The organism is Sorangium sp. KYC3313, assembly GCF_052075895.1.
Classification (GTDB): Bacteria; Myxococcota_A; Polyangia; order Polyangiales; family Polyangiaceae; genus Sorangium; species Sorangium cellulosum_B.
Genome location: NZ_CP197255.1, coordinates 7,590,222 through 7,612,204 on the forward strand (window position 1 = coordinate 7,590,222; position 21,983 = coordinate 7,612,204).

Annotated in this window: 20 protein-coding genes; 9 read left to right on the top strand and 11 right to left on the bottom strand. The window is 73.7% G+C overall.

Translation table 11 applies throughout. The annotated features are described in order from the left end of the window. Positions 1–26: 26 nt before the first annotated feature. Both ACSRUE_RS29285 and ACSRUE_RS29290 read right to left on the bottom strand, forming a co-directional pair. Positions 27–479 (bottom strand): hypothetical protein, encoded by a 453-nt coding sequence (locus ACSRUE_RS29285; RefSeq protein ID WP_441286453.1) that lies wholly within the window; start codon positions 477–479, stop codon positions 27–29. 106 nt (positions 480–585) lie between these two features. Beyond that, positions 586–816 (bottom strand): hypothetical protein, encoded by a 231-nt coding sequence (locus ACSRUE_RS29290; RefSeq protein ID WP_044965255.1) that lies wholly within the window; start codon positions 814–816, stop codon positions 586–588. Between the two features lie 412 nt (positions 817–1,228). Between ACSRUE_RS29290 and ACSRUE_RS29295 the strand changes: the two genes are divergently transcribed. The 4 genes from ACSRUE_RS29295 to ACSRUE_RS29310 all read left to right on the top strand — a co-directional run bounded on the left by ACSRUE_RS29295 (position 1,229) and on the right by ACSRUE_RS29310 (position 5,710). Then, positions 1,229–2,281: a hypothetical protein gene (locus ACSRUE_RS29295; protein ID WP_441286454.1), complete on the top strand. Its 1,053-nt coding sequence runs from the start codon at positions 1,229–1,231 to the stop codon at positions 2,279–2,281. A gap of 124 nt (positions 2,282–2,405) precedes the next feature. Beyond that, positions 2,406–3,866, top strand: coding sequence for an amidase (locus ACSRUE_RS29300; RefSeq protein ID WP_441286455.1), 1,461 nt, complete (start codon positions 2,406–2,408; stop codon positions 3,864–3,866). Between the two features lie 37 nt (positions 3,867–3,903). Beyond that, positions 3,904–5,100 carry a saccharopine dehydrogenase family protein gene (locus tag ACSRUE_RS29305; RefSeq protein WP_441286456.1) on the top strand — a complete coding sequence of 399 codons (1,197 nt, stop codon included), beginning with the start codon at positions 3,904–3,906 and terminating at the stop codon, positions 5,098–5,100. Positions 5,101–5,143: 43 nt separating this feature from the next. Next, the gene (locus ACSRUE_RS29310; protein ID WP_441286457.1) at positions 5,144–5,710 is read left to right on the top strand and encodes a gamma-glutamylcyclotransferase; all 567 of its coding nucleotides are present in this window, start codon (positions 5,144–5,146) and stop codon (positions 5,708–5,710) included. Here ACSRUE_RS29310 and gyrA read toward each other — a convergent pair. The 5 genes from gyrA to ACSRUE_RS29335 all read right to left on the bottom strand — a co-directional run bounded on the left by gyrA (position 5,707) and on the right by ACSRUE_RS29335 (position 10,949). Then, a complete protein-coding gene (gene gyrA / locus ACSRUE_RS29315) occupies positions 5,707–8,328 on the bottom strand; it encodes a DNA gyrase subunit A (RefSeq protein ID WP_441286458.1) in 2,622 nt (873 codons plus the stop codon). The two genes, ACSRUE_RS29310 and gyrA, sit on opposite strands and share 4 nt — an antisense overlap. A 427-nt stretch (positions 8,329–8,755) precedes the next feature. Next, on the bottom strand, positions 8,756–9,229 hold the full coding sequence (locus ACSRUE_RS29320; protein ID WP_441286459.1) for a hypothetical protein: 474 nt from the start codon (positions 9,227–9,229) through the stop codon (positions 8,756–8,758). 291 nt (positions 9,230–9,520) lie between these two features. After that, on the bottom strand, positions 9,521–9,937 hold the full coding sequence (locus ACSRUE_RS29325; RefSeq protein ID WP_441286460.1) for an HNH endonuclease: 417 nt from the start codon (positions 9,935–9,937) through the stop codon (positions 9,521–9,523). Continuing rightward, positions 9,934–10,167: a hypothetical protein gene (locus ACSRUE_RS29330; protein ID WP_441286461.1), complete on the bottom strand. Its 234-nt coding sequence runs from the start codon at positions 10,165–10,167 to the stop codon at positions 9,934–9,936. The genes ACSRUE_RS29325 and ACSRUE_RS29330 overlap by 4 nt, the downstream gene beginning before the upstream one ends. Positions 10,168–10,247: 80 nt before the next feature. Continuing rightward, on the bottom strand, positions 10,248–10,949 hold the full coding sequence (locus tag ACSRUE_RS29335) for a hypothetical protein (RefSeq protein WP_441286462.1): 702 nt from the start codon (positions 10,947–10,949) through the stop codon (positions 10,248–10,250). A 135-nt stretch (positions 10,950–11,084) separates the two neighbouring features. Between ACSRUE_RS29335 and ACSRUE_RS29340 the strand changes: the two genes are divergently transcribed. Further along, positions 11,085–12,635 carry a protein kinase domain-containing protein gene (locus tag ACSRUE_RS29340; protein WP_441286463.1) on the top strand — a complete coding sequence of 517 codons (1,551 nt, stop codon included), beginning with the start codon at positions 11,085–11,087 and terminating at the stop codon, positions 12,633–12,635. A gap of 114 nt (positions 12,636–12,749) precedes the next feature. Next, entirely contained in the window at positions 12,750–13,652 is a 903-nt protein-coding gene (locus tag ACSRUE_RS29345) for a sugar phosphate nucleotidyltransferase (RefSeq protein WP_441286464.1), read from the top strand. 38 nt (positions 13,653–13,690) lie between these two features. Here the strand turns inward: ACSRUE_RS29345 and ACSRUE_RS29350 are convergent, their stop codons facing one another. Both ACSRUE_RS29350 and ACSRUE_RS29355 read right to left on the bottom strand, forming a co-directional pair. Then, entirely contained in the window at positions 13,691–15,256 is a 1,566-nt protein-coding gene (locus tag ACSRUE_RS29350; RefSeq protein ID WP_441286465.1) for a phytoene desaturase family protein, read from the bottom strand. 241 nt (positions 15,257–15,497) lie between these two features. Next, positions 15,498–16,592 carry a DUF72 domain-containing protein gene (locus ACSRUE_RS29355; RefSeq protein WP_441286466.1) on the bottom strand — a complete coding sequence of 365 codons (1,095 nt, stop codon included), beginning with the start codon at positions 16,590–16,592 and terminating at the stop codon, positions 15,498–15,500. 241 nt (positions 16,593–16,833) lie between these two features. Here ACSRUE_RS29355 and ACSRUE_RS29360 point away from each other — a divergent pair, with 241 nt between their 5' ends. Beyond that, a complete protein-coding gene (locus ACSRUE_RS29360) occupies positions 16,834–18,114 on the top strand; it encodes a hypothetical protein (RefSeq protein WP_441286467.1) in 1,281 nt (426 codons plus the stop codon). After that, the gene (locus ACSRUE_RS29365) at positions 18,111–18,749 is read left to right on the top strand and encodes an ATP-binding cassette domain-containing protein (RefSeq protein WP_441286468.1); all 639 of its coding nucleotides are present in this window, start codon (positions 18,111–18,113) and stop codon (positions 18,747–18,749) included. Before ACSRUE_RS29360 ends, ACSRUE_RS29365 begins: the two co-directional genes overlap by 4 nt. Before the next feature lie 42 nt (positions 18,750–18,791). On the opposite strand, the gene ACSRUE_RS29370 is transcribed toward ACSRUE_RS29365, so the two are convergent. Then, complete coding sequence (locus tag ACSRUE_RS29370) at positions 18,792–19,544, bottom strand: class I SAM-dependent methyltransferase (RefSeq protein WP_441286469.1); 753 nt, start codon at positions 19,542–19,544, stop codon at positions 18,792–18,794. 2 nt (positions 19,545–19,546) lie between these two features. Beyond that, complete coding sequence (gene folD / locus ACSRUE_RS29375; protein WP_441286470.1) at positions 19,547–20,410, bottom strand: bifunctional methylenetetrahydrofolate dehydrogenase/methenyltetrahydrofolate cyclohydrolase FolD; 864 nt, start codon at positions 20,408–20,410, stop codon at positions 19,547–19,549. Positions 20,411–20,556: 146 nt separating this feature from the next. Between folD and ACSRUE_RS29380 the strand changes: the two genes are divergently transcribed. Then, positions 20,557–21,939: a nicotinate phosphoribosyltransferase gene (locus tag ACSRUE_RS29380; RefSeq protein WP_441286471.1), complete on the top strand. Its 1,383-nt coding sequence runs from the start codon at positions 20,557–20,559 to the stop codon at positions 21,937–21,939. The last annotated feature ends 44 nt before the right edge of the window (positions 21,940–21,983 follow it).

Below are 21,983 nucleotides of genomic sequence, written 5' to 3' on the forward strand. Positions count from 1 at the left end.
CCGCCGTTTCTCAGAGGCTCAGCAAACTAGGCGATCGCGCGCTGCAGATCCTCCCGAGGGCCGCCGCCGCTGCTCTCCTCGCGGCGGATCGCGTCGAGCACCCTGCGCGCGTCGTCGAGCGACACGACGCGCGAGCTGCCCGGCGCGCCCGCCGGCTTGGCGCGCAGATCAGCGCGCTGGTCCACGCTGGAGCGCGCGGAGGGCGGGTCGGCATGGAACTCGAACGATGCCTCCGCGGCGTCGCCGTGCGGGTACGCGCCCACGAGGCGCGTCGAGGAGCGCTGGGGCGCGCGGACGGCGCCCCCGCTGGCTCGGGCGCGGATCTCGTCGACGAGCGCCTCGAACTCCTCTCGCACGGCGCTCGACGCGACGGGCCCCCCACATCCCGCGGCGACGAGCTCGGCGAGCTCCGCGATGCGCTGGCCGACGGCCTCGGTCGAGGCGTCCTCCCGATTTTTCCTCGAATGTTCCTTGCTCACCTGATCCTCCTTCGACGACGGCTGCTCTCCGTGAACCCTCAGGCCGAAAAAAACGAAAGCCCCCGGACCATCTCGGTGCGGGGGCCAATCTCCATGCTGTCTCAGCTCAGAGCGGCGGCCCGCAACCGTTCCCGACGCGAATCAGCCCGACGACGTCAACTAGGCTGATGAGCGCAGGAATGGCTAGGCCCGCTAGGAGCCCGACGGACACGCCGCCTTCGACGACGACGAACGAACGCGCCGTCGAGGACGCCAACGAAGCGTGGTGCACAACCTTCTCAGCGAGGGTCCCATCGCCGGAGGCGTGGGCGCTGGCGGTGCACATCGACTTCTGCATGGCGTAGATGGTTCTACCCTACAGAGCTGCTGCGTCGCGTCAAGTTGTTTCTTTACAGATCGCTTGTTTCTGCGGCATTTCGTGCAGTTTTTTGTTCGAGCGCGCGCACGTGAACCGCGTGATGTTCAGCACGAACCGGTGCTGTCCGGGAGCTCGGTCTGCGGTGGCTCGAACGGCGATGCACTGCGCTCGATGTGCACGGATGCGTCGCTCGAGCGCGACGCCGGGCGAGTCGAGCGAGGCGCGCCGAGCGCGTCGCGTGGAGCGCGCGCAAGCGAAGGCGCGGCCAGGATGCCGGGGTGCCGGGGGAGAGGTGCGCAAACACCGGACGTCGGCTCGTGCGCCCCCGAAGTGCAGACTGCTGTCTTGAACTGACTGCCGCCAGATCGCGCGACACACCCATGAACCCGGCATGCAAGCGCATCGCGTCGCGCAGGCGCGCCCTGCCGATCGAACGGCCTCGCCCTGGGGTCTGCAGTGCCGCCGCGTGGCCTCTCTCGGCACGGTCGGGCTCCTCGCGCTGAGCGGCGCCGCCGCGGCCCGCGCCGATCCAGCGCAGCCAGGCGATCCCACGGCGCTCGCCGGTGCACAGCCCGCGCGGCCGTCGCTTCCACCCGCGCCGCCTGCGCGGCCGCCTGCCGCGCCGGAGCGGCCCGCCGCTGCAGCGCCCCGGACGCAACCGAGGGCGGCCGCCAACTTCAGCACGTTCCTCGAGCTCCGGAACGATTACTCGAGCGGCAAGAACGGCTTCTTCAACGCAGCGGTGCTCCGGGGGGACTACGCCTTCACCAGGACGTTCTCGCTGCGCGCAGACCTGCCGCTCGCGTACGCGGGCGACATCGAGGGCCAGCGCGACGTGGGGCTCGGCGACATCCTGATCCGGCCGCTCGTCCGCGTGGTGGGCACGCCGCGGTTCGCGCTGGTCCTGGGCACGGATCTCCTCCTCGACTCGGCGACGAAGCGCGCGCTCGGCGCGGGAAAGAACCAGGTGGCGCCCCTCGTCCAGGCGTACGTCCGCGTGGCGCGGCCCGTGCGGCTCGGGGCCCAGCTGCAGCACGCGGTGTCTTTCGGCGGCGACCCGGGGCGGAACGCCATCCAGAAGTCGACGATCAGGGAGTTCGCGATCATCGAGCTGCCGCACGGGTTCTGGGTGAGCCCGGACCAGGCGTTCACGATCGATCACCGCGGCGTGCACCGCGTCGTGTCGACGAGCGTGCTGGAGGTCGGCGCAGAGCTCAGCGAGCGGGTGCAGGTGTACGTCGATCCCGGCGTCCAGGTCGACGATCGGGGGGCGGTCGACTGGCTGGTCACCGGGGCGGTGCGGTGGGCCTTCCCGCAGCCAGCGCGGGCGCGCGCGGTCGCCGCCGCGCCGGTGCAGCGCGCGGGCGCGGGGCAGGCCGCGGGCGCGGGGCAAGCCGCGGGCGCGGGGCAGGCCGCGGGCGCGGGGCAGGCCGCGGAGGAGTAGGAGGACGCCCGGCGAGGGCCGCGCGCGTCCCGCGCCCGGGATGGGGCGGGGGGCGATCGACGGATCCGGGGTGGCGGACCCTTGACCTGGGTCGTCGTCCCGAGCCTGATCCTCGGTCGCACGCATGCTGTCACGAGATCCGCTGCTCCTGCTCTCCGCGACCCGGCTCGCCGCGCTGATCCGCGAACGCGCCGTGACGTCGGCCGAGGTCGTGGAGGCCCATATCCGGCACATCGAGCGCGTGAACCCGACGCTCAACGCGATGGTGGCGTACCGGTTCGAGGCCGCCCGCGCCGAGGCGCGCGCGGCCGACGCCCTCCTCGAGCAGGGCGGGGCCGCGGGCGCGCCGCCGTTCCTCGGCGTCCCGTGCTCCATCAAGGAGAGCTTCGCCGTCGCGGGCATGCCGAACTCCGCGGGGCTCGTCGCCCGCGCCGGCGTGCGCGCGGAGGAGGACGCCGTGACGGTCACGCGCCTCCGCGCGGCCGGCTTCATCCCGCTCGGCGTCACCAACGTGTCGGAGCTCTGCATGTGGATGGAGTCGAACAACCGGCTCTACGGCCGGACGAACAACCCCTACGACCCGGCGCGCACCGCGGGCGGCAGCTCGGGCGGGGAGGCCGCGGTGATCGGCGCGGGCGGCGCGCCGGTCGGGCTCGGCTCGGACATCGGCGGATCCATCCGCATGCCCGCGTTCTTCAACGGCGTCTTCGGCCACAAACCGACCGGCGGGCTCGTGCCGACCTCGGGCCAGTTCCCGCTGCCGGGCGAGCGGGGGCTCCGCTTCATGACGACGGGGCCGATCGCGCGGCGCGCCGAGGATCTCATGCCGGTGCTCCGCATCCTCGCCGGCCCGGACGCGCGCGATCCGGGCTGTGCGCCGCTGCCGCTCGGCGATCCGGCCTCGGTCGATCTCGGCACGCTGACGGTGCTCTCCGTCGAGCACGACGGGGTGCGCCGGGTGAGCGCCGATCTCGTGGCCGCGCAGCGGAGGGCGGCGGAGGCGCTCGCCGCCTGCGGGGCGACGGTGATCGAGGCGAAGGTCGACCTCCTCGCGCGGGCGCTCGACATCTGGACGGCGATGGTGGGCACGTCCGGGGGCGTCACGTTCCGGGCGTTGCTCGGTGATGGCCGCCCGGTCAGCCTGCCGCGCGAGCTCGCCCGCTGGTCGGTCCGCCGCTCGCCGCACACGCTGCCCGCGCTGGGGCTCGCGTTGCTGGAGGACGTCGGCGGGCTGCTGCCGGCGCGCGTCGAGCGCGCCCTGGAGCTCGGCAAGGCGCTGCGCGCCGAGCTCGTGTCGCGCATCGGCGAGCAGGGCGTGATGCTCTACCCGTCCTACCCGAGCCCTGCGCCGCGGCACTACGCGCCGCTCCTGCCGCCCTTCCAGTGGACATACACCGCGGTGCTCAACGTCATGGAGATGCCGGCGACGCAGGTGCCGCTGGGCCTCAACGGCGAGGGGCTGCCGCTCGGCGTCCAGGTGGCGGCGATCCACGGCAACGATCATGTGACGATCGCCGTGGCGGAGCACCTGGAGCGCTCGTTCGGCGGCTGGGTGCCGCCGTCGCTCTCGTGGTGCCGGCGATGACGTTCCCGCCCGCGGTCGTGGTATCAAGGCTGCCCCCATGACCAGCGACCGCGCGTACGACGTGATCGTCTTCGGAGCGACCGGCTTCACCGGTCGCCTCGTCGCCGAGTATCTCGCCACCAAGGGCAAGGACGCCTCTGCCCGCGGCGCAGAAGAGCGGCCCATCCGCTGGGCGATCGCTGGCCGGAACGCGGGGCGCCTCGCCGAGGTGAAAGCGGCGATGGAGGCGATCGATCCGGCGTGCTCCTCGCTGGGCGTCATCGAGGCGACGTCGGACGACGCGGCGTCGCTCGAGCGCATGGCTCGACAGGCGCGCGTCGTCATCACGACGGTCGGTCCTTACACGGCGCTCGGCGAGCCGCTCGTCGAGGCGTGCATCCGCGCGGGCACCGACTACGCGGATCTCACCGGCGAGCCCGGGTTCGTCGACCGCCTCATCGAGCGCCACCACGAGGCTGCCCGCGCGCGGGGCGTGCGGATCGTCAACTGCTGCGGCTTCGACAGCATCCCGCACGACCTCGGGGTGCTCTTCACGGTGACGAAGCTCCCGGCGGGCGAGCCGATCGTGGTGGAAGGCATCGTGCGCGCGCACGCCAGCTTCTCCGGCGGCACATGGCAGTCGCTGCTCGAGATCATGGCGCGCCCCGGCCCCAGGAAGGGCGCCGCGCGCAGCGAGGACGCGCACGGGGCGCGCAGGGTGCGCGGGCTCAAGACGCGCATCCGCTACGAGAAAGGGCTGCGCGCATGGCTCTGCCCGATGCCCAGCATCGATCCGCTCGTCGTGCTGCGGAGCGCGCGGGAGCTCGACGCCTACGGCCCCGACTTCCAGTACAGCCACAACGTGCAGGTCAAGTCCGGGCTGCAGCTCGTGATGGGGATCGCCGGCTTCGGCGCGGTCACGGCGCTGGCCAAGGTGGGAGCGACGCGGGAGCTGCTCCGCAAGGTGCGGAGTCCGGGGGAGGGGCCGAGCGCGGAGGAGCGGGCGCGCAGCTGGTTCCAGGTGACCTTCCAGGGGAAGAGCGCGTCGCGCAAGGTGGTGACGCGGGTGAGCGGCGGCGATCCCGGTTACTCGGAGACGGCCAAGATGGTGGCAGAGTCGGCGCTCTGCATGGCGTTCGACCGCGAGCGGCTGCCGGCGCGCGCCGGGGTCATCACGCCGGCCGTCGCGATGGGGGAGCGGCTCATCGAGCGGCTTCAGGCGGCGGGGATCCGGTTCGAGCTGCTCGAGGGGTGAGCTGCGGCGGCTGGCGGCCGGCGCGGCTTGGTACAATCGCCCCGTGCACCGCGAGACGTGGATCTTCGGTTACGGCTCGTTGATCTGGCGGCCTGCCTTCCGCTTCGAGCAGATGGTGCCCGGGTACACCACGGGGTGGGCCCGCCGCTTCTGGCAGGGGTCCACCGATCATCGGGGCGTCCCTGGGGCGCCTGGGCGGGTGGTCACGCTCATCCCGGCCCCTGGCGCGCGCTGCTGGGGGATGGCCTATCGCGTTGCCGGGGCCGAGCTCGACGAGGTGCTCCGCGCGCTGGACCACCGCGAGAAGGGCGGCTATGCGCGCCACGACGTGCCGCTCCACCTCGAGGACGGGGCGGCGGTGCGCGCGGAGATCACGGTCCGGTCGGCCATCGTGTACCTGGCCACGCCGGATAACCCCGACTACCTGGGCGCTGCGCCGCTCCCCGAGATCGCCGCTCAGGTGCTCGCGTCGCACGGCCCGAGCGGCTCGAACGTCGAGTATGTCCTGCAGCTCGCCGACGCGCTCGCGGCGATGGGCGCCCACGACGAGCACGTGACCGAGCTGGCGGCGCTCGTCGGCCATCGAGCGCCGCGCCCGGTCGACGTCTAGTTGAGCTCGCTGCTCCCGTTCCCGCCCGCGTGATCCGCGACCCCGTTGGTCCCGTCCACGCCCGCAGCCGGCGGTGTCGACCCGCCCTCCTCGGCCTCGGCCGCGTCGGCCGCGAAGGCCTCGACGGCGACGACCCGCTCGTCCTGGCCGACGTGCATGATCCGCACGCCCTGCGCGTTGCGCCCCGTCTCGCGGATCTCGCTCGTCTTGGTGCGGATCATCTGCCCGCGATCGGTCACGATCAGCACCTCGTCGCTCGGGCTCACCATGGCGACGCCCACGACCGGCCCGTTCCGCTCGCTCGCGTCGATGAGGATGACGCCCTTGCCGCCGCGGCTCTGGAGCCGGAACTCCTCGAGCGGCGTCTGCTTGCCGTACCCGCGCTCGCACACCGCGAGCACCCGGTCGCGCCCGTCGCCGCTCACGCCGAGGCCCACGACCACGTCGCCCTCGTCGAGCTCGATGCCCTTCACGCCCATCGTCGCGCGGCCCGTCGGGCGCACCTGGTCCTCGGGGAAGCGGATGCTCATCCCGCTCCGCGTCGCGATCACGAGCTCGCGCTTGCCGTCGGTGAGCGCCGCCGTGAAGAGCTGATCGCCCTCCTCGATCCGCACGCCGATGATCCCCTTGTCCCGGTAGTTCTCGTACTCGTTGAGCGCCGTCTTCTTGATCTGCCCGCGGCGGGTCAGCGTCACCACGAACGTCTCGCCGTCGAAGCTCGGCACCGGCGTGATCGCCGCGACCTTCTCCCCCGGCTCCATCCCGACGAAGTTCACGATCGCCCGGCCCTTCGCGTTCCGGGGCGCCTGCGGGATCTCGTAGACCTTCTTGACGAAGACCTTGCCCTTGTCGCTGAAGAAGAAGACGTACGAGTGCGTCGATGCCACGAAGAGCTGGCTCACCCAGTCCTCCTCGCGCGCCTCCATCCCCACCATCCCCTTGCCGCCGCGGCGCTGCGCCCGGTACGTCGAGGTCGGCGTCCGCTTCAGGTAGCCGGCGTGCGAGATGGTCACGACCATGTCCTCTTCCTGGATCAGGTCCTCCATCTGGATCTCGGCCTCGGCCGGCACGATCTCGGTGCGCCGCTTGTCGCCGAAGCGCTCCTTGATCTCCTCGAGCTCCATCACGATCACGTTCATGAGCAGCCCCATGTCGGCCAGGATCGCCCGGAGCCGCTCGATGGTCTGCGACAGCTCGCCGTACTCCTTCGCGAGCTTCTCCCGCTCGAGGCCGGTCAGGCGCGACAGCCGCATCTCGAGGATCGCCTTGGCTTGCCGCTCCGACAGGAAGTAGTCGCCGCGCGTGTCGGCCTCGGCGCACTCGGGCTCCGGCCGGCCGGCGCGCCGGAGGAACTCGCCGAGCCCCCGGAGCGGCAGCTTCTGCAGGTTCTCCCGCGCTTCGTCCGGATCGCTCGAGGCCCGGATCGTCGCGACGATGCGATCGATGTCGCTCGTCGCCATCCCGAGCCCCTCGATGAGCTCGCGCTGCGCCTCGGCCTGCCGGAGCTCGAACCGGCAGCGCCGCGTCACGACCTCGCGCCGGTGCTCGATGAAGTGCGAGAGCGTGTCCTTCAGGCTCAGCACCGCGGGGCGGCCGTTCGCGATCGACAGGTTGATGACGCCGAACGTCGCCTGGAGGTCCGTCAGCCGGTAGAGCTGGTTGACGACCACCTGCGGGAAGATGTCCTTCTTCAGCTCGATGACGATCCGCATCCCCTCGCGGTCGCTCTCGTCGCGCACCTCGCTGATCCCCTCGATGCGCTTCTCCTTCATGCACTCGGCGATCTTCGCGACCAGCCGGGCCTTGTTCACCTGGTAGGGGATCTCGGTGAAGACGATCTGCTCGCGGTCGCCCTTCATCGTCTTCTCGACCTGGTGGCGCCCGCGCATCGTGATCGAGCCGCGGCCGGTCGTGTACGCCTGCACGATCCCGCTCTTGCCGTAGATGAGGCCGCCGGTCGGGAAATCGGGGCCCGGGACGAGGTGGAGCAGCTCCTCCAGGGTGATGTCGGGGTTGCGGATGATGGCGATCGTCGCGTCGATGATCTCGCCGAGGTTGTGCGGCGGGATGTTCGTCGCCATGCCGACGGCGATGCCGCCGGAGCCGTTCACCAGGAGCTGCGGGAACTTCGCCGGAAGGACGCTCGGCTCGAGCTCCGAGTCGTCGTAGTTCGGGACGAAGTCGACCGTGTCCTTGTCGAGATCGGCAAGCAGCTCGACGGCCATCCGCGACAGGCGCGACTCCGTGTACCGCATGGCCGCGGGCGAGTCGCCGTCGACCGATCCGTAGTTGCCCTGCCCGTCGATGAGCGGGTAGCGCAGGCTGAAGGTCTGCCCCATCCGGACGAGCGCGTCGTAGACCGCGAGATCGCCGTGCGGGTGGTACTTGCCGAGGACGTCTCCGACGACGCGCGCGCACTTCTTGTGCGAGCCGGTGGGGCCGATCTTCTGCTCGTTCATCGAGTAGAGGATCCGGCGGTGCACCGGCTTCAGGCCGTCGCGCACGTCCGGGATCGCGCGGCCGATGATCACGCTCATCGCGTAGTCGAGGTAGCTCGTCCGGAGCTCGTCCTGGATGCTGACCGGAACCTTCTGCTGGATGTTCGACGTCTCTTCCATGGGGGACCTGCACCCGAGGCGCGGGGGGCGGGCGCGGCGCGCGCTCGGCCCCCGTCGTAGAGGCCCATCCCAGCGCGGCTCGAGCGTCGAGCGGAGCAGCAGAAGCGGCCCTGGCCTCGATCGACGAGCGACGAGGTGGAGTCCGGCCTTCGCCGCCCGCCCTATGACCCACGCTGTTCAGGGGATGCGACGGATGCGTTCAGGTACTCCAAGGGGCAGGCTGGCGCAAAGGGTTTGCCGGCCTCAGAGGGCGTTCCTGCCCGCGCGCGCGGGTGCGGATCGCGGCCTGCCGCCGGCTCCTCGGCGGACGCCGTGAGGGCGCATCAGGGGTGCCGGACAGCGCGGCGGGAGCGCGGGAGCGTCCTGGGCGGGGGCGATGGACAGCGCGGCGGGAGCGTGAGGCGGCGCGACGCGGGCGCCGGAAGGGTCAAGGCTCGGGCGGGGCGCAGGTCCGGACGACGATTTCTACGTCCTTCTCCGCCACGATCGAGCCGGCGCCGCCCGGGGCGTCGGGGCCGGGGCACTCCCATGTCCAGCTCGGATCGGCCGGTCCACCGCCGGCGTGCAGCATGACGGGGCTCCCGGAGGTCTCGCCACCCTCGGGCGTGAGCGTCTCGGCGAGCTCCTTGTAGCCATCGATCCTGGCCGTGTACTCGTGCCCCTCGACGACGGACGTGAACGACACGCTCCACGCACAGGAGATCGGCGGCGACGAGGCCAGGGTGGACGGCCCGCCCTCCGCGCTCTCGTCGGTGAGCGTGGCGACGTAGCTGCCCATGCCCCCCTTCGCGCACTGGACGTCGCCCCCCAGGAAGGCGAGCGGGTCGATGGTCACCGACGTCCCGAGTCGCAGGTCGTCGTCGTTGTTGGACCCGTCGGCGCAGGCCGCGAGCGCGAGCACGGCGAGCGCCAGGGCGCACCGGCCGGACCGGGATCGCGGGGAGCGCCCGCGCCCGCGATCCGCAGCGAACAAGGTTCCGAAACCAGCTCGAGCTCGGCCCATTGGCAGGGGGCACTAGTCCAAGCCGGGGAACGGCGCCACATGAAACGCGGCCCGGCTGTGCCGGCGCGGCGCGCGGCCGAGCGAGGCCCGCGGGAGGAGGCGCCGGCGACGGCGCTGACGGGCGAGCTGCCGGATGCGCCGCTCGAGCCCGCGAGGCGGTGATGAGCTCGCGGAAGCTGCGGGCGCCCTCTACGGGAATCGGCCCCGCAACGCCTCTTCACGTCGAATCTCGATGACGAGAGGCCGATTCATCCGGAGCAGCGCGGCGGTGGCGCGGCCTGTCGGTGTTTTCCCGGCGATCAACAGCTGGCCCGTCACGTCGAAGTGGTCTTCCCAGCGACCCCAGCGAGGGTGGAAGAGGCTCGCGTGGTCGCCCGTGGTCGGGTCCTCTCCATGGGTCCGCGCTCCCTTGCGCAGGGAGCACGACACACACGCGAGCGCCAGGTTCTCCAGGGCGGTCAGGCCACCTGCGTGCCGTGGCTGGATGTGATCGACATGGAACGTGGCCTCCTGGCTGACCTGGGAGAGCCGGCAATACTCGCATCGATCGGCAGCACGCTTGCGGACGCGACGCTGAAGCGCCGCGGGCACGCCGTCGCCGCTCATCGCGTCAGCGCAGGCTCCTTCCGCGATGCGCGGAGGCGCAGCAAGCTGAGCAGCTCGGCGAGCTCTACGAGCCCCTCGGCTTCGACGGCCTCATCCGCCGATAGCCTCTCCCCGCGATCCTGCTTGTCCAGGAGCGCCTGCAGCCTCCGATCGACCCCCGCCGGGAGGCGGAGCTGTGCGAGATCGGAAGGGAGCTCCACATCAACGTGGACTGTTGCCGGAGTAGCCATCGTCGAAGTCCTCCCTGAACCTAGCAGGTTGGTGCGAGATCGGCGATCAGTCAGTCCGAGGGAGCTTTCCCGCAGCTGAATTAGGGCCCGCCGGAGCCGCCGCTGCCGGAGATATCGCTGCCGCCGCCGGAGCCGCCGCTGCCGGAGATATCGCTGCCGCCGCCGGAGCCGCCGCTGCCGGAGCCGCCGCTGCCCGCGTTGCCGGAGCCGCCGCTGCCCGCGTTGCCGGAGCCGCCGCTGCCCGCGTTGCCGGAGCTGCCGCTGCCGGCGCCGCCGCCGTTCGGGGCGGCGACGAACGCGCAGGCCTCGAGCGCCTCCGCCTGCGCGGTGATCACCTTGCAGGGGGTGATCGCGCCGTCCACGCCCGCGGCGAGCGGCGCCGCAGAGCACTCCGCCATGGACGCGACCTTGGCGCTGGCGCAGGCGCGCGCCTCGCCGACGGCGGCAACGCAGGCATCGACCTGGAAGGTCGTCGGCTCTGCCACGGTCTGTCCGCCGCCGACGCCGGTCTCGAAGCCGTGCAGGCACTGGTCCCAGTAGAACTCGACGCAGGTATTCACCCGCTCTTCGACGTCCCCGGAGCCGATCCACTCCGGGCACACGGCGGCCGCCTCGCACCGGGCCTGCTCGATCCGCCGGCAGGCGTCGACGCCCACTCCGTCGTTGCCGCAGCTCGGCGCTGTGATGAGGGTCACGGCGCCGAGGCCGAGCAACGCGGCCGCGGCCCAGGGCGCGGAGCTCCGCCTCGCGGCGGAGAGGACGGCGAGCGCAGACGAACCCACCCGGCGGAGCTACCACGCGGCCGCCGGAGGCGTCGAGTTTTCCGGCACACCGGCTGCTCACCCCACCTCGGGGGGCGCGAACGGCGACCGGACAAGGCCCGGTCCGATCTATGCTCCCAGGGCCGCGATCACCCTATGGATCCGCCGAGCCTCGCGCAGCTCCGACCCGACACGCCTTTCCATGGGCGGTACCGCGTCGTGCGCCCCATCAAGACGGGCGGGATGGGGGCGGTGTACGAGGTCGTGGACGTGGTCACGGACCGCCGCCGAGCGCTCAAGGTGATGCTCCCCGGCTCCATCCAGGACCCGGCCCAGCGCGCCCGGTTCGCCCAGGAAGCCAAGATCACGGGCGGGATCGAGAGCGACCACATCGTTCACATCTCCGATGCCGGCATCGACGCTGACTCGGGGATGCCGTTCCTCGTCATGGACCTGCTCCAGGGCGAGGAGCTCGCGAGCCTGTCGGCGCGCCGCGGCCCGCTGCCGCCGGTCGAGGTGGTGCTCTACCTGGGCCAGGTCGCGCGCGCGCTCGACAAGATGCACGCGGCCGCCATCGTCCACCGGGACCTCAAGCCGGCGAACCTCTTTCTGACGAGGCGGGACGACGGCTCCCCTTGCGTGAAGGTCCTTGATTTTGGGCTGGCGAAGGTCGTGGCGCACCGCAGCATGGCGGACCGCACGGCGATGGTCGGGACGCCCCTCTACATGGCGCCCGAGCAGATCCGCGGCGACGTCGCCGTCGGGCCGAAGACCGACATCCATGCGCTCGCGCATGTCGCCTTCGCGCTGCTCGTGGGCAGCCCGTACTGGCTGACCGAGGCCAACGTCCTGCCGTCGGTCTACGCGCTCCTCCAGCGGATGGTGGCGGGGTTGCCCGAGCCTCCGAGCGCCCGCGCCGCGCGGCGCCGCAGCAGCATCCGGCTGCCCCCCGCCTTCGACGCGTGGTTCCAGCAGGCGACCGCGATCGACCCGAAGGACCGCTTCGAGCGCGCGACGGCGGCCGTCACGCTGATGGCGGAGGCGCTCGGCGCGCCCGCCCCGTCGACGCCGCCCCCGCCCGAGCGGCCCACGAACCCGCCGCCGTCGTCCCGCCGCGGGGTCGAGACCCGCGGGGTCGACGCGGACGACCGGCGCGCCGCCGACGACCGGCGCGCCAGCTCGCCGTCGGACCCCGGGCCGAAGCCTCCGGAGCCAGGGCCCAAGGCCGGGGAGTCACGCCAGCGCGACGAGGACCTCGCCGCGGTCGTCCACGAGGAGCGGCTCCGGGCCTTCCTGAAGAAGGAGGTGCTGCGCGCCAAGGAGCAGCGGACGACGAGGCTCTCGCTGCTGCTGCTCAGCGTGGAGGGGCTCCAGGGCGTCGAGGAGACGCAGGGCCGAGCCGGGGTCGATCGCATCCTCGGCGATCTCGCGCGCATCGTCAGGATCTACGTGCCGGAAGGCGGGCTGCTCGGGCGCTACCGCCGCGACACCCTCGCGATCGTCTGCCCCGGGATCGGCCGGACGCGGGCGTCCGCGTTCGCGAAGGTGCTCGGCGAGAAGGTGCGCCAGCACCGCTTCCGGCGGGCGGCCACGACGCCCTTCCGGATGACCCTCCGCATCGGCGTCGCGCACATCGAGGAGGGGGACGCGACGGGGCACGAGCTGCTCGAGCGCGCGGCGCGAGGGCTGCCCGAGCGGGGGGAGTGAGCTGAACGAGGGATCGGGCCGATGGCCGCCCGCTCCGATGGCGCCGTTGCGCGGTCGCGCCGTCGCGACCTCGATTTCTTGAACGTTCCCCGTGAAGGGGCGATCCTCGCGGCCATGGCCTCTGCCATGATCCTCGCGGCGGGGCTCGGGACCCGGCTCCGCCCGCTCACGGACGAGATGCCGAAGCCGCTCCTGTGGCTCGGCGATCGGCCGCTCATCGCGCACATCGCCGAGCGGCTCGCAGCAAGCGGGGTCGTTCGCGTCGCGGTGAACAAGTCCCACCTCGCGGAGCGATTCTCGCGCGATCTGCTCGCGGCGTTCCCGGTGCCCGTCGACGTCCTGCACGAGCCGGAGCCCCTCGGCACCGCCGGGGGCCTCGCGAACGCGGCGAGCGCGCTCGGCGAGGGCGACGTGGTCCTCTGGAACGGCGACATCCTGATCGATCTCGACGTGGCGGCGCTCTCGGCGGCGCACGGCCGTCACGGCGCGGGCGCGACGCTCGCTGTCGCGCCGCGGCCGGCCGGGGAGGGGACGGTCGGCGTCGGCGCGCGGGGCGAGGTGGTGCGGCTCCGCGGCGAGCGCTTCGGCGACGAGGTCGCGGGCGGCGATTTCGTGGGCGTGCACGTGGTCGGCGGGGCGCTCCGGCGAAGGCTTCCGCCGCGCGGGTGCATGGTGGGGGACGTGTACCTGCCATGGCTGCGCGAGGGGCGCTCGCTCGCGACGTTCGCGGCGCCCGGCGTGTGGCACGACATCGGAACGGTGGCCGCGTACCTGGCGGCGAGCGCGCGCTGGCTCTCGCAGCGCGGCTTGCGGAGCTACGTCGGCCCGGGGGCGTCCGTCGCCGAGGGCGTGGACGTGGCGGGCAGCGTCGTCGGGGCGGGGGCGCGGGTCGAGGGGGCCGGCGCGGCGCGTCGGTGTGTGGTCTGGCCGGGCGCGCGGGTGGTCCTCGGCGCCGGCGCCCCGCTCGAGCGCGCGGTGGTGACGGCGAAGGGGACGGTCGCGCGCGCGGCGGCGTGACGGCGCCAGCGCGGCGGCGCGACCGCCGACGCGCGGCCTCACTTGCCGAGGTCGGCGAGCGCGGCCTTGGCGGCGTTGTGCCCCGCCGCGCCGATGACCGACCCGGCCGGGTGCGTGCCCGCGCTGCACGAGTACAGCCCGGCGAGCCCGAACCGGTAAGGCACGCGGTCGGCGAAGCCGAAGCTGTTGTCGATGTGGTGGATATGCCCCCTCGTGATCCCGAAGTGCCGCTCGATGTCCGGCGGCGCCAGCGTGAACGTCTCCAGCACGAGGTCGCTCATCCCAGGCGCGAAGCGATCGCAGATCGAGAGGAGGTGCTTCACGTAGCGCGGCGCGGCCTGGTCCCACGTCTCGCCGCCCGCGAGCGCGTAGGGCACCCACTGCACGAAGAGCGCCGCGTTGTGGTGGCCCTCCGCGTCGCGTAGGCTCGGGTCGATCGGCGTGTGGAAGTACCACTCGATCGCGGGGAACTCCGGGAGGCGCCCGCTCATCGCGTCGCGGTGGGCCTGCCGCAGCGTGTCCATCACGACGTCCTCGTCCGGCAGGAGGTGGATGGTCGGCCCGAACTGCCCGCGGTCCTCCGGGAGGCACGTGAACGTGGGCAGGCCGGTCAGCGCCATGTTGACCTTGAGCGTCGAGCCGTCCTTCGCGAGCGCGTCGAGCCGCGCCGAGAGCGAGGCCCCGATCGCCGCCTCGCCGGCGAGCGCGCGGGTGCGGTACGGATCGGCGTTCGAGACGACCACCTTCGCGGCGATGCGCGCGCCGTCCTCGAGGAGCACGCCGGAGACGGCGCCCCCGGACGCCTCGATCCGCGCGACGCGGGCGCCGGTGACGATCGTCGCGCCCTCGGCCCTCGCCTTCTCGGCGAAGAGGCGGGAGATCGTGCCCATCCCGCCCTCGACGATCATCCAGGTCCCGTCGGCGCCGGGGAGGCGGCACATGTTGTGGATGAGGAAGTTCATGCCGGTGCCGGGCGACTCGAAGCCGCCTGCGAGCCCCGAGAAGGCGTCGGTCACGGCGTACATCGCCTGGAGGAGGTCGCTCTTCCAGCCGAACCGCGCGAGGTAGTCGGAGATCGTGCCCCGGCAGAGCGCCACGAACGTCTGCCGGAGGGCGGGCCGCACGTAGCGCTCCGCCGTCTCCTCGATGGAGAGCGGGTCCTCGAGCCACGTCGGGGCGATGTCGTCCCGGAGCGCGGCGAGCTCGGCCTGGAGCGCGCTGTTCGCGTCCCAGTCCGCCTGGGAGAAGAACTCCAGGAACTGCCGCTTCATCGCGGCCTGGTCCGAGCCGAAGAGCAGGTAGCGCCGGTCCGTGGTCGGGAGGAAATAGTGCGGATCGCGCCGCCGGAGGGGGAGGGCGACGCCGACCTCGCGGAGCAGCTCGGGGGGGGCGAGCCCGAGCAGGTAGGCGCCGCTCGAGACGCCGAGGCCCGGCGCCTTCCGGAAGGGGTGCTCGGTCTTCACCGCGCCGCCGACCGCGTCCTTCTCCTCGAGCACCACCACGTCGAGCCCACGGCGGGCGAGGAGGACGGCGGCGACGAGACCGTTGTGGCCGGCGCCGACGATGACCACATCGGCGCGGGCCGGAGCTTCACTGCGTTTCACTGGGCACCTCCAAGCGCTGTGCGCGTCCTCTGCCGCGGCCGGCGCGCCGGCGCTCGGGCCATGGCGCACGAGGTGTTGCACGGATGGTACGATGAGGAGAGTCCTTTTCGCGCGCGATGGCCTGGAGGGACGCGCCGCGCTGGCCCCGAGGCCGCCCGCACGGCGACCCTTTCCAGCCTGTCCTCTCCGCGGCGCCGGCGCGCGCGTCGCGCCCGACCGCTCCGTCCTGCTCTGGTCGGGCTCACCCGCCGGCGGTCGTCGTGGGCGACACGGGCGCGCGCCACGCCGCGGCGACCTCTTCGGCGATGGCGCGCACGGTCAGGGGCGCCGAGCCCTCGGCCTTGTTGTTCACGAGCGTGAAGCTCTCGATGCGCAGCGCCGCGGCCTCGCAGAGGATCCGCGCGACCTCCGCGCGCATCTCGGGATCCGGCTCGACCACCCGGTTGAACGGGTGGAACCGGCGCTTCTCCGCCTCGTAGCGGCGACCGGGCTTGAGCGAGAGCCGGACGACCGCGAACGGGGCGTTCGAGACGGGCACCACCTCGGCCTGGGCCCCGGGAGACGGCATGTTGCGCCAGTAGCTGTAGGCGTGGGCGACGCCGCGCGCGCCGAGGATCTCCCTGTACTCGCCGGTGAAATAGGCGCGCTCCCTGAGCTCGACCGCGCAGGAGAGCTCGCGCGGCAGCGCGCCGAGGAACGCGTCGAGCCGCTCGAAGAACGCGCGCGGCGGGAGCCGGTGGGGCGGGCCGACCGGGGGCAGCTCGAGCAGCACCGGCCCCGCGTGCGCCCGGAACACCGTGAGCAGCGGCGCGGCGACGCGCGAGAGGAAGAGCGGCACCGAGAGGAAATCCGGGTTCGGCTCGAGGCGAGCGGGGCCCGCGCCGCGCCCCTCGTCCTCGGCCGGCGGCGTCTGCGATCGCTCGAGCGTCTGGGACACGACGGCGTGCAGCGCCTTCGATACGCAGCGGAAGCCGTCCGGCAGCTGCGCTCCGTAACGGCGGAAGTCGCTGTCGGGGACGGGGGCGTAGAAGCTGCGATCGATTCCCACCGTCGTGAGCAGCGGGTGCCGGGCGTACTCGGCGAGGCCATCGCGCGCGAGCTCCTCCGTGCTCTGCCGCGCGGCGTAGACGAGGCCCTGCCAGCCGGGGAAGCTCCACGAGCTCGTGCCGAGGTGGAGCCCCGGCGGCAGCCGCGCCGCGAGGCGGGCGGCGTCGTCGTAGACCGCCGCCATCACGTCGCGCTCGCGCGCCGCCTCGGCAGCGGCGGGCTCAGGCGCTGGATCGAACAGCGAGAGCTGCGATGCGTTGGGGCCACGGCGCCCAGGGGAGCGGCTCACCCGGTCGAGTCTACTGCTTCCGGCGCGCTCCGCGACACCGGCCACGCGGGCGGGGAGGGCCGCCGCGCTCGCCAGCGCGGTAGGGGGGCGGCGCGGCCGCCGCTTCCGGTCCGGATCCATCGCAACAGGACACCGTCGCGGCGAGGGGCTCGGCTCCCTCGACGCGATCGGCTCGCGGAGCGGCCCCGTCCTGCGCTTCCGAGGGGAGCATCCGGCCCGCCGTGGGGTACAAGCACGTGACGTGCTGCGCCGCTTCGCCCTCGTCGTGCGCGTCCTGGTCTCGACGGCCGGGAAGGACGCCTTCGCGCGCGCCATGCCGCTGTACATGGGCATGGGCCTCGTCGCGGCGGTCGTGTTCGGCGGCAACGGGATGCACCCCTCGCAGCTCACGGGCATCGCGGGTGAGTCGCCCCTGTTCCGGGTCGCGCTGTGGGGGGCGTGGTTGCTCGTCGGGACGCCGGCGGCGCGCGCGCTGCTCCGCGCTCCGGCGACGTTCTTTCTCCGCGCGCTGCCGGTCCCGCGCCGCGAGCTGCTCTCGGCTCACGCGCTGCTCCTCGCCGTCGCGGAGCTCCCGTGGGTGGCGCTCTGGGCGGTCGGCGCCGGCGCGCTCGCCGGCTGCGCCGCCGGCGCCGCGGCGCTCGCGGCGCGCTGCATGCTCCTCGCCCGTCCGCGCGGCGCGCGCGAGCTCTCGGCCCTCGCGCTGCTCGCGGGCGCCATCGCGCTCGGGGCCCCGGCGTCCGTCCTGCTCGCGTGCGCCGCGCCCGCGCTGGCCGTCGGGCTGCGCGCGGCTGTCGCCCGCGCGCCGGAGATCCCCGCCGGCCGCGAGCGCTCGATGATCCCATCGGCGGCGCCCGCGCTCGCCGCGCTCGCGCTCGCCTACCTGGCGGCGCTCGTCCGCGGTCACCGCGCGGTGCTCGTGCGGGGCCTCGCGCTCGCGGCGATCGGCGCGCTCGCCGCGGCGGCCTGGGCCCGGAACAGCGGGCGGTTCGGCGGTGGGCCGCTCGCCGCGGCGTCGCTCGTCGCGCTCGCGCCGGTCGCGCTCTGCGCGGGCGCTGGCCTCTCTGGTCCGGTCCTGCGCGAGGAGCGGCGGCTCGCGTGGCTCCTCGACGCGTGCGGCACGGCGGCCGGGCTCCGCGCGGGCGCCGTCGCCGCGGCGGTGGCCGCGCCGCTCGTCGCGCTTGCGCTCGCGCACGGCGCGGTGGTCGGCGCGCTCACCGGCGCGGCCCCCTCGGTGACGTTGCGCCTGGTCGGTGGTGCGGGGCTCGCGGGGCTGCTCCTCGCCGCGATCGCGCTCGGCTGCGTCCGGTGGTCCGTGCGGCAGGACGGCCGCGACAGCAGCCGGGTGCTGCTCTCGGTGGTCGCGGCGATCGCGGCGTCGATCGCGGCCGCGTGGACGCTGGGCGATCTCGCGCTCGCGGCCTTCGCTCCGGCGGCCGCGCTGCTCGCGGGGCCCGCCGGGGCGCGCTGGCTCTCGCCGCGTCGCGGGCGCGGCGCGGCGGCGGGAGAGGGGAGGGCGCTGTGACGCTGGAGGCGACGGGGATCCACAAGCGGCTCTCGGGCAGGGACGTGCTCTCGGGCGTCGAACTCCGCTGCGGACCTTCGGAGGTGGCGGTCGTGATGGGCGAGAACGGCGCCGGCAAATCGACCTTGCTGCGGGTCGTCGTCGGGTTGCTGGAGCCCGATCGCGGCGCCGTGATGCTCTCGGGGGAGGCCGTCCACGGCGCCGCGGCCTCGGCGCGGCGCCGGCTCGGCTACGCGCCCGACGCGACCGAGGCGCTGCCCGATCTCCAGGTCGCGGAGCTCTGCGCCCTCGTGCGCGCGCTCAAGCAGGCACCGCCGCTCGACGGCGCGTGGCGCGCGTGGATCGAGCGGCTCGGCGCGGCCGCCTTCTACCGACAACGGCTCTCCGGGCTGTCGTTCGGTCAGCGCAAGCGCGCGCTCCTCCTCGCGGCGCTGGTGGGCGATCCTTGGCTGCTCGTGATCGACGAGCCGACCAACGGGCTGGACGCCGAGGGGGCGCGCACGGTGCTGGAGCTCATCGAGCAGCGCCGCGCGGAGGGGAAGGCGACGCTCCTCACGACCAACGACGCGGCCTTCGCGGCGGCGATCGGGGGGCACGTGCGCCGGCTGAACGGAGGACGCCTCGGCGCGGAGTAGGCGGCGCCTCGGCCCGTGGGGCGCCGCGCCGCCGGACGCCGCCTACCGGCCGGGCTGCCCCTCCTCGCGGCCCGAAGGGTGCGGCAGCAGCCGCAGCACCCGCGTCTCGCGCTGCTCGCGGCCTTCGAGGTCGAGCGACGTGGGGACCTGGTACCGCGCGAGCTCCTCGACCGCCTCCGAGGGGCAATAGGCGCGCCCGGGATCGCCGACGATCACCGCGGTGGCGCGCGCGGCCTCTTGGCGCAGCCACGGGAGCACGCGGTCGACCATCGCGCGCTCGTAGCAGACGTCGCCCGCCACGATGACGTCCCACGCGGCCGCCGCGGCGCTCGCCGTGAGGTCCTCGGTGATCACGTCGACGGTGACGCCGTTCAGGGCCGCGTTCAGCCGGAGCGCCGCCGCGGCGAACGGATCGATGTCGGCGGCGCTCACGCGCGCGGCGCCGGCGAGCACCGCGGCGATCGCGACGACGCCGCCGCCGGAGGCGAGGTCGAGGACGCGCTTGCCCGAGACCGTCGCGGGATGATCGAGGAGGTACCGCGCGAGCGCCTGCCCGCCCGCCCACGCGAACGCCCAGTACGGCGGCGGCACGCCCGCGCGCGTGAGCGCCGCCTCGGTCGCGCGCCAGAGCGGCGTGACCTCGGTCGCCAGGTGGAGCTTGACCTCGGGGACGAACGGCGGGCAGGCGACGGCCGTCTCGCGCGCGACGAACGCCGCGGCGCGCTCGGCGGCGGAGGCGGCCTCCGCGTCGGCGTCGGGCTGCGGCGCGGGCGCGAGCCCCCTCGTCACGGCCATCGTCACCGCGTCGCGACGCGCGCCTCCGCGGCGCGCAGCGTCGTCTCGAGCAGCGAGGCGATCGTCATGGGGCCGACGCCGCCGGGCACCGGCGTGATCCAGGCGGCCCGCTCCCTGACGGCGTCGAAATCGACGTCGCCCACCAGCTTGCCCGCGTCGTCGCGGTTCATGCCGACGTCGATCACCGTGGCCCCTTCCTTGATCCAGTCGCCGCCGATGAGCTTCGCCTTGCCCGCCGCCGCCACGAGCACGTCGGCCTCGCGGCAGAGCGCCTTCAGATCGCGCGTGCGCGTGTGGGCGATCGCGACCGTCGCGTGCCGCGCGAGCAGCAGCTGCGCCATCGGCCTGCCGACGAGGTTGCTCCGCCCCACCACCACCGCGCGGGCGCCGGCGAGCTCGACGCCCGCCTCGGCGAGCAGGCGCATGCAGCCGACCGGCGTGCACGGCGCGATGCCGCCCGGGCGGCCCATCGCGAGCAGCCCTGCGTTCACCGGGTGGAGGCCGTCGACGTCCTTCGCGGGATCGATGGCGTCGAGCACGGCGTGCGCGCGGACGTGCGGCGGCAGCGGCAGCTGGACGAGGATCCCGTCGACGGCGTCGTCCGCGTCGAGCTCGGCGACGCACGCGAGCAGCTCGGCCTCGGTCGTCGCGGCCGGGAGCGCGCGGAGCCGTCCTCGAATGCCGACCTCGTTCGACATCCGCTCCTTGCTCCGCGTGTGCGTCACGCTGGCCGGGTCCTCACCGACGAGCACCACCTCGAGGCCGGGGGGCCGACCGTGGGCGGCCACGAAGCGCGCCACCCCCTCCCGCACCTCGTCGCGGACCTTCTGCGCGATCGCCTTGCCATCCAGGATCTTCGCCGCCATGGCCGCGGAGCTTAGTCCAGCCGCGGCCGTCGCGGGGGCGCGGCCCGCGGCGGACCGGGGAGCGAGCGTGAGGATGGCCGGCGCACCGCCTCACGCCGCGCGATCTTCCGGTTGACCCGTACGTCCAGCGTCTCTAGCCATAATCTGTGGACGCGCTGCACACCGATCTCTACCAGCTGACCATGGCGGCGGGCTATTTCCACCGCGGCATGGCCTCGCGCGTCGCGACGTGCGAGCTCTTCGTGCGGCGGCTGCCCCGGCACCGGCGCTTCCTTGTCGCGATGGGCCTCGAGCGGGTCGTGCGCTACCTCGAGGAGCTCCGCTTCACCGAGGAGCAGATCGCCTACCTGAGCGCGCTGCCCGCCCTCGCGGACGCGATGACGCCGGCGTTCTGCGGCTACCTGCGGGACTTCCGCTTCCACGGCGACGTCTGGGCCATCCCCGAGGGGACCGCGTTCTTCGCGAACGAGCCGGTCCTGCGCGTCACGGCGCCGCTCATCGAGGCGCAGCTCATCGAGACGTTCGCCCTGTCCGCCATCAACCACGCCACCGCGATCGCGTCGAAGGCCGCGCGCGTCGTCCTGGCCGCCGGCGACGCGGGGGTCATCGAGTTCGGCAGCCGCAGGGCACACCCGGAGGCGGCGATCGACGCTGCGCGGGCCGCGTACGCGGTCGGCTGTGTCGGCACCTCCAACGTCGAGGCCGGGATGCGCTTCGGCGTCCCGGTGCTCGGGACGGCCGCGCACATGTGGACCATGGCCCACCCGACGGAGCAGGCCGCGTTCGAGGCCTACGTCGCCGTCTTCCCGAGCGCGGCGATCCTGCTCGTCGACACCTACGACACGCTCGTTGGCGCGGCGCGCGCGGCGGCGATCGCGCGCGACAAGCTGAAGGGGGTCCGGCTCGACTCCGGCGACCTCGCCGCGCTCAGCGTGGCCGTGCGGAGGATCCTCGACGACGCAGGCTGCACGTCGGCGAAGATCGTCGCCTCGGGCGATCTGAACGAGCACCGCATCGCCGAGCTCCGTCGCGCCGGGGCGCCCATCGACCTCTACGGCGTGGGGACGGACCTCGTGACGTCGATCGACGCCCCGGCGCTGGGCGGCGTCTACAAGCTCGTGGAGATCGGCGACGTCGAGCGCGGCGCGGGCGGAGAGCGCACGCCCATCGCGAAGTTCTCGGAAGGGAAGGCGACCCTGCCCGGCGCGCACCAGGTGCACCGCTTCCGCGATCGATCGGGGAAGCTCGCCCGCGACGTGATCGCGCTCGAGGGCGAGCCGATGAGCCCCGACGCCGAGCCGCTGCTCGCGCCCGTGATGGCGCGCGGCGCCCGGGTCGCGCCGCCCGAGGGGCTCGACGCCGTCCGGCTGCGCGCGCGCGCGCAGCTCGCCGGGCTCCCGGACGCGCTCCTCTCCATCGACGACGGGCCCGAGCAGGGCGCGCCCTTCGCGGCCGACGTGTCGCCGCGGCTCGGCGCGCTCGTGGAGGCGGTGCGCGCCCGCGTCGTCTCCGGCGCAGGACAGCGGTAGCGAGCGAGACCCCTGGCGTGCGCGGCCGCGAGAGGCCGCGCGCC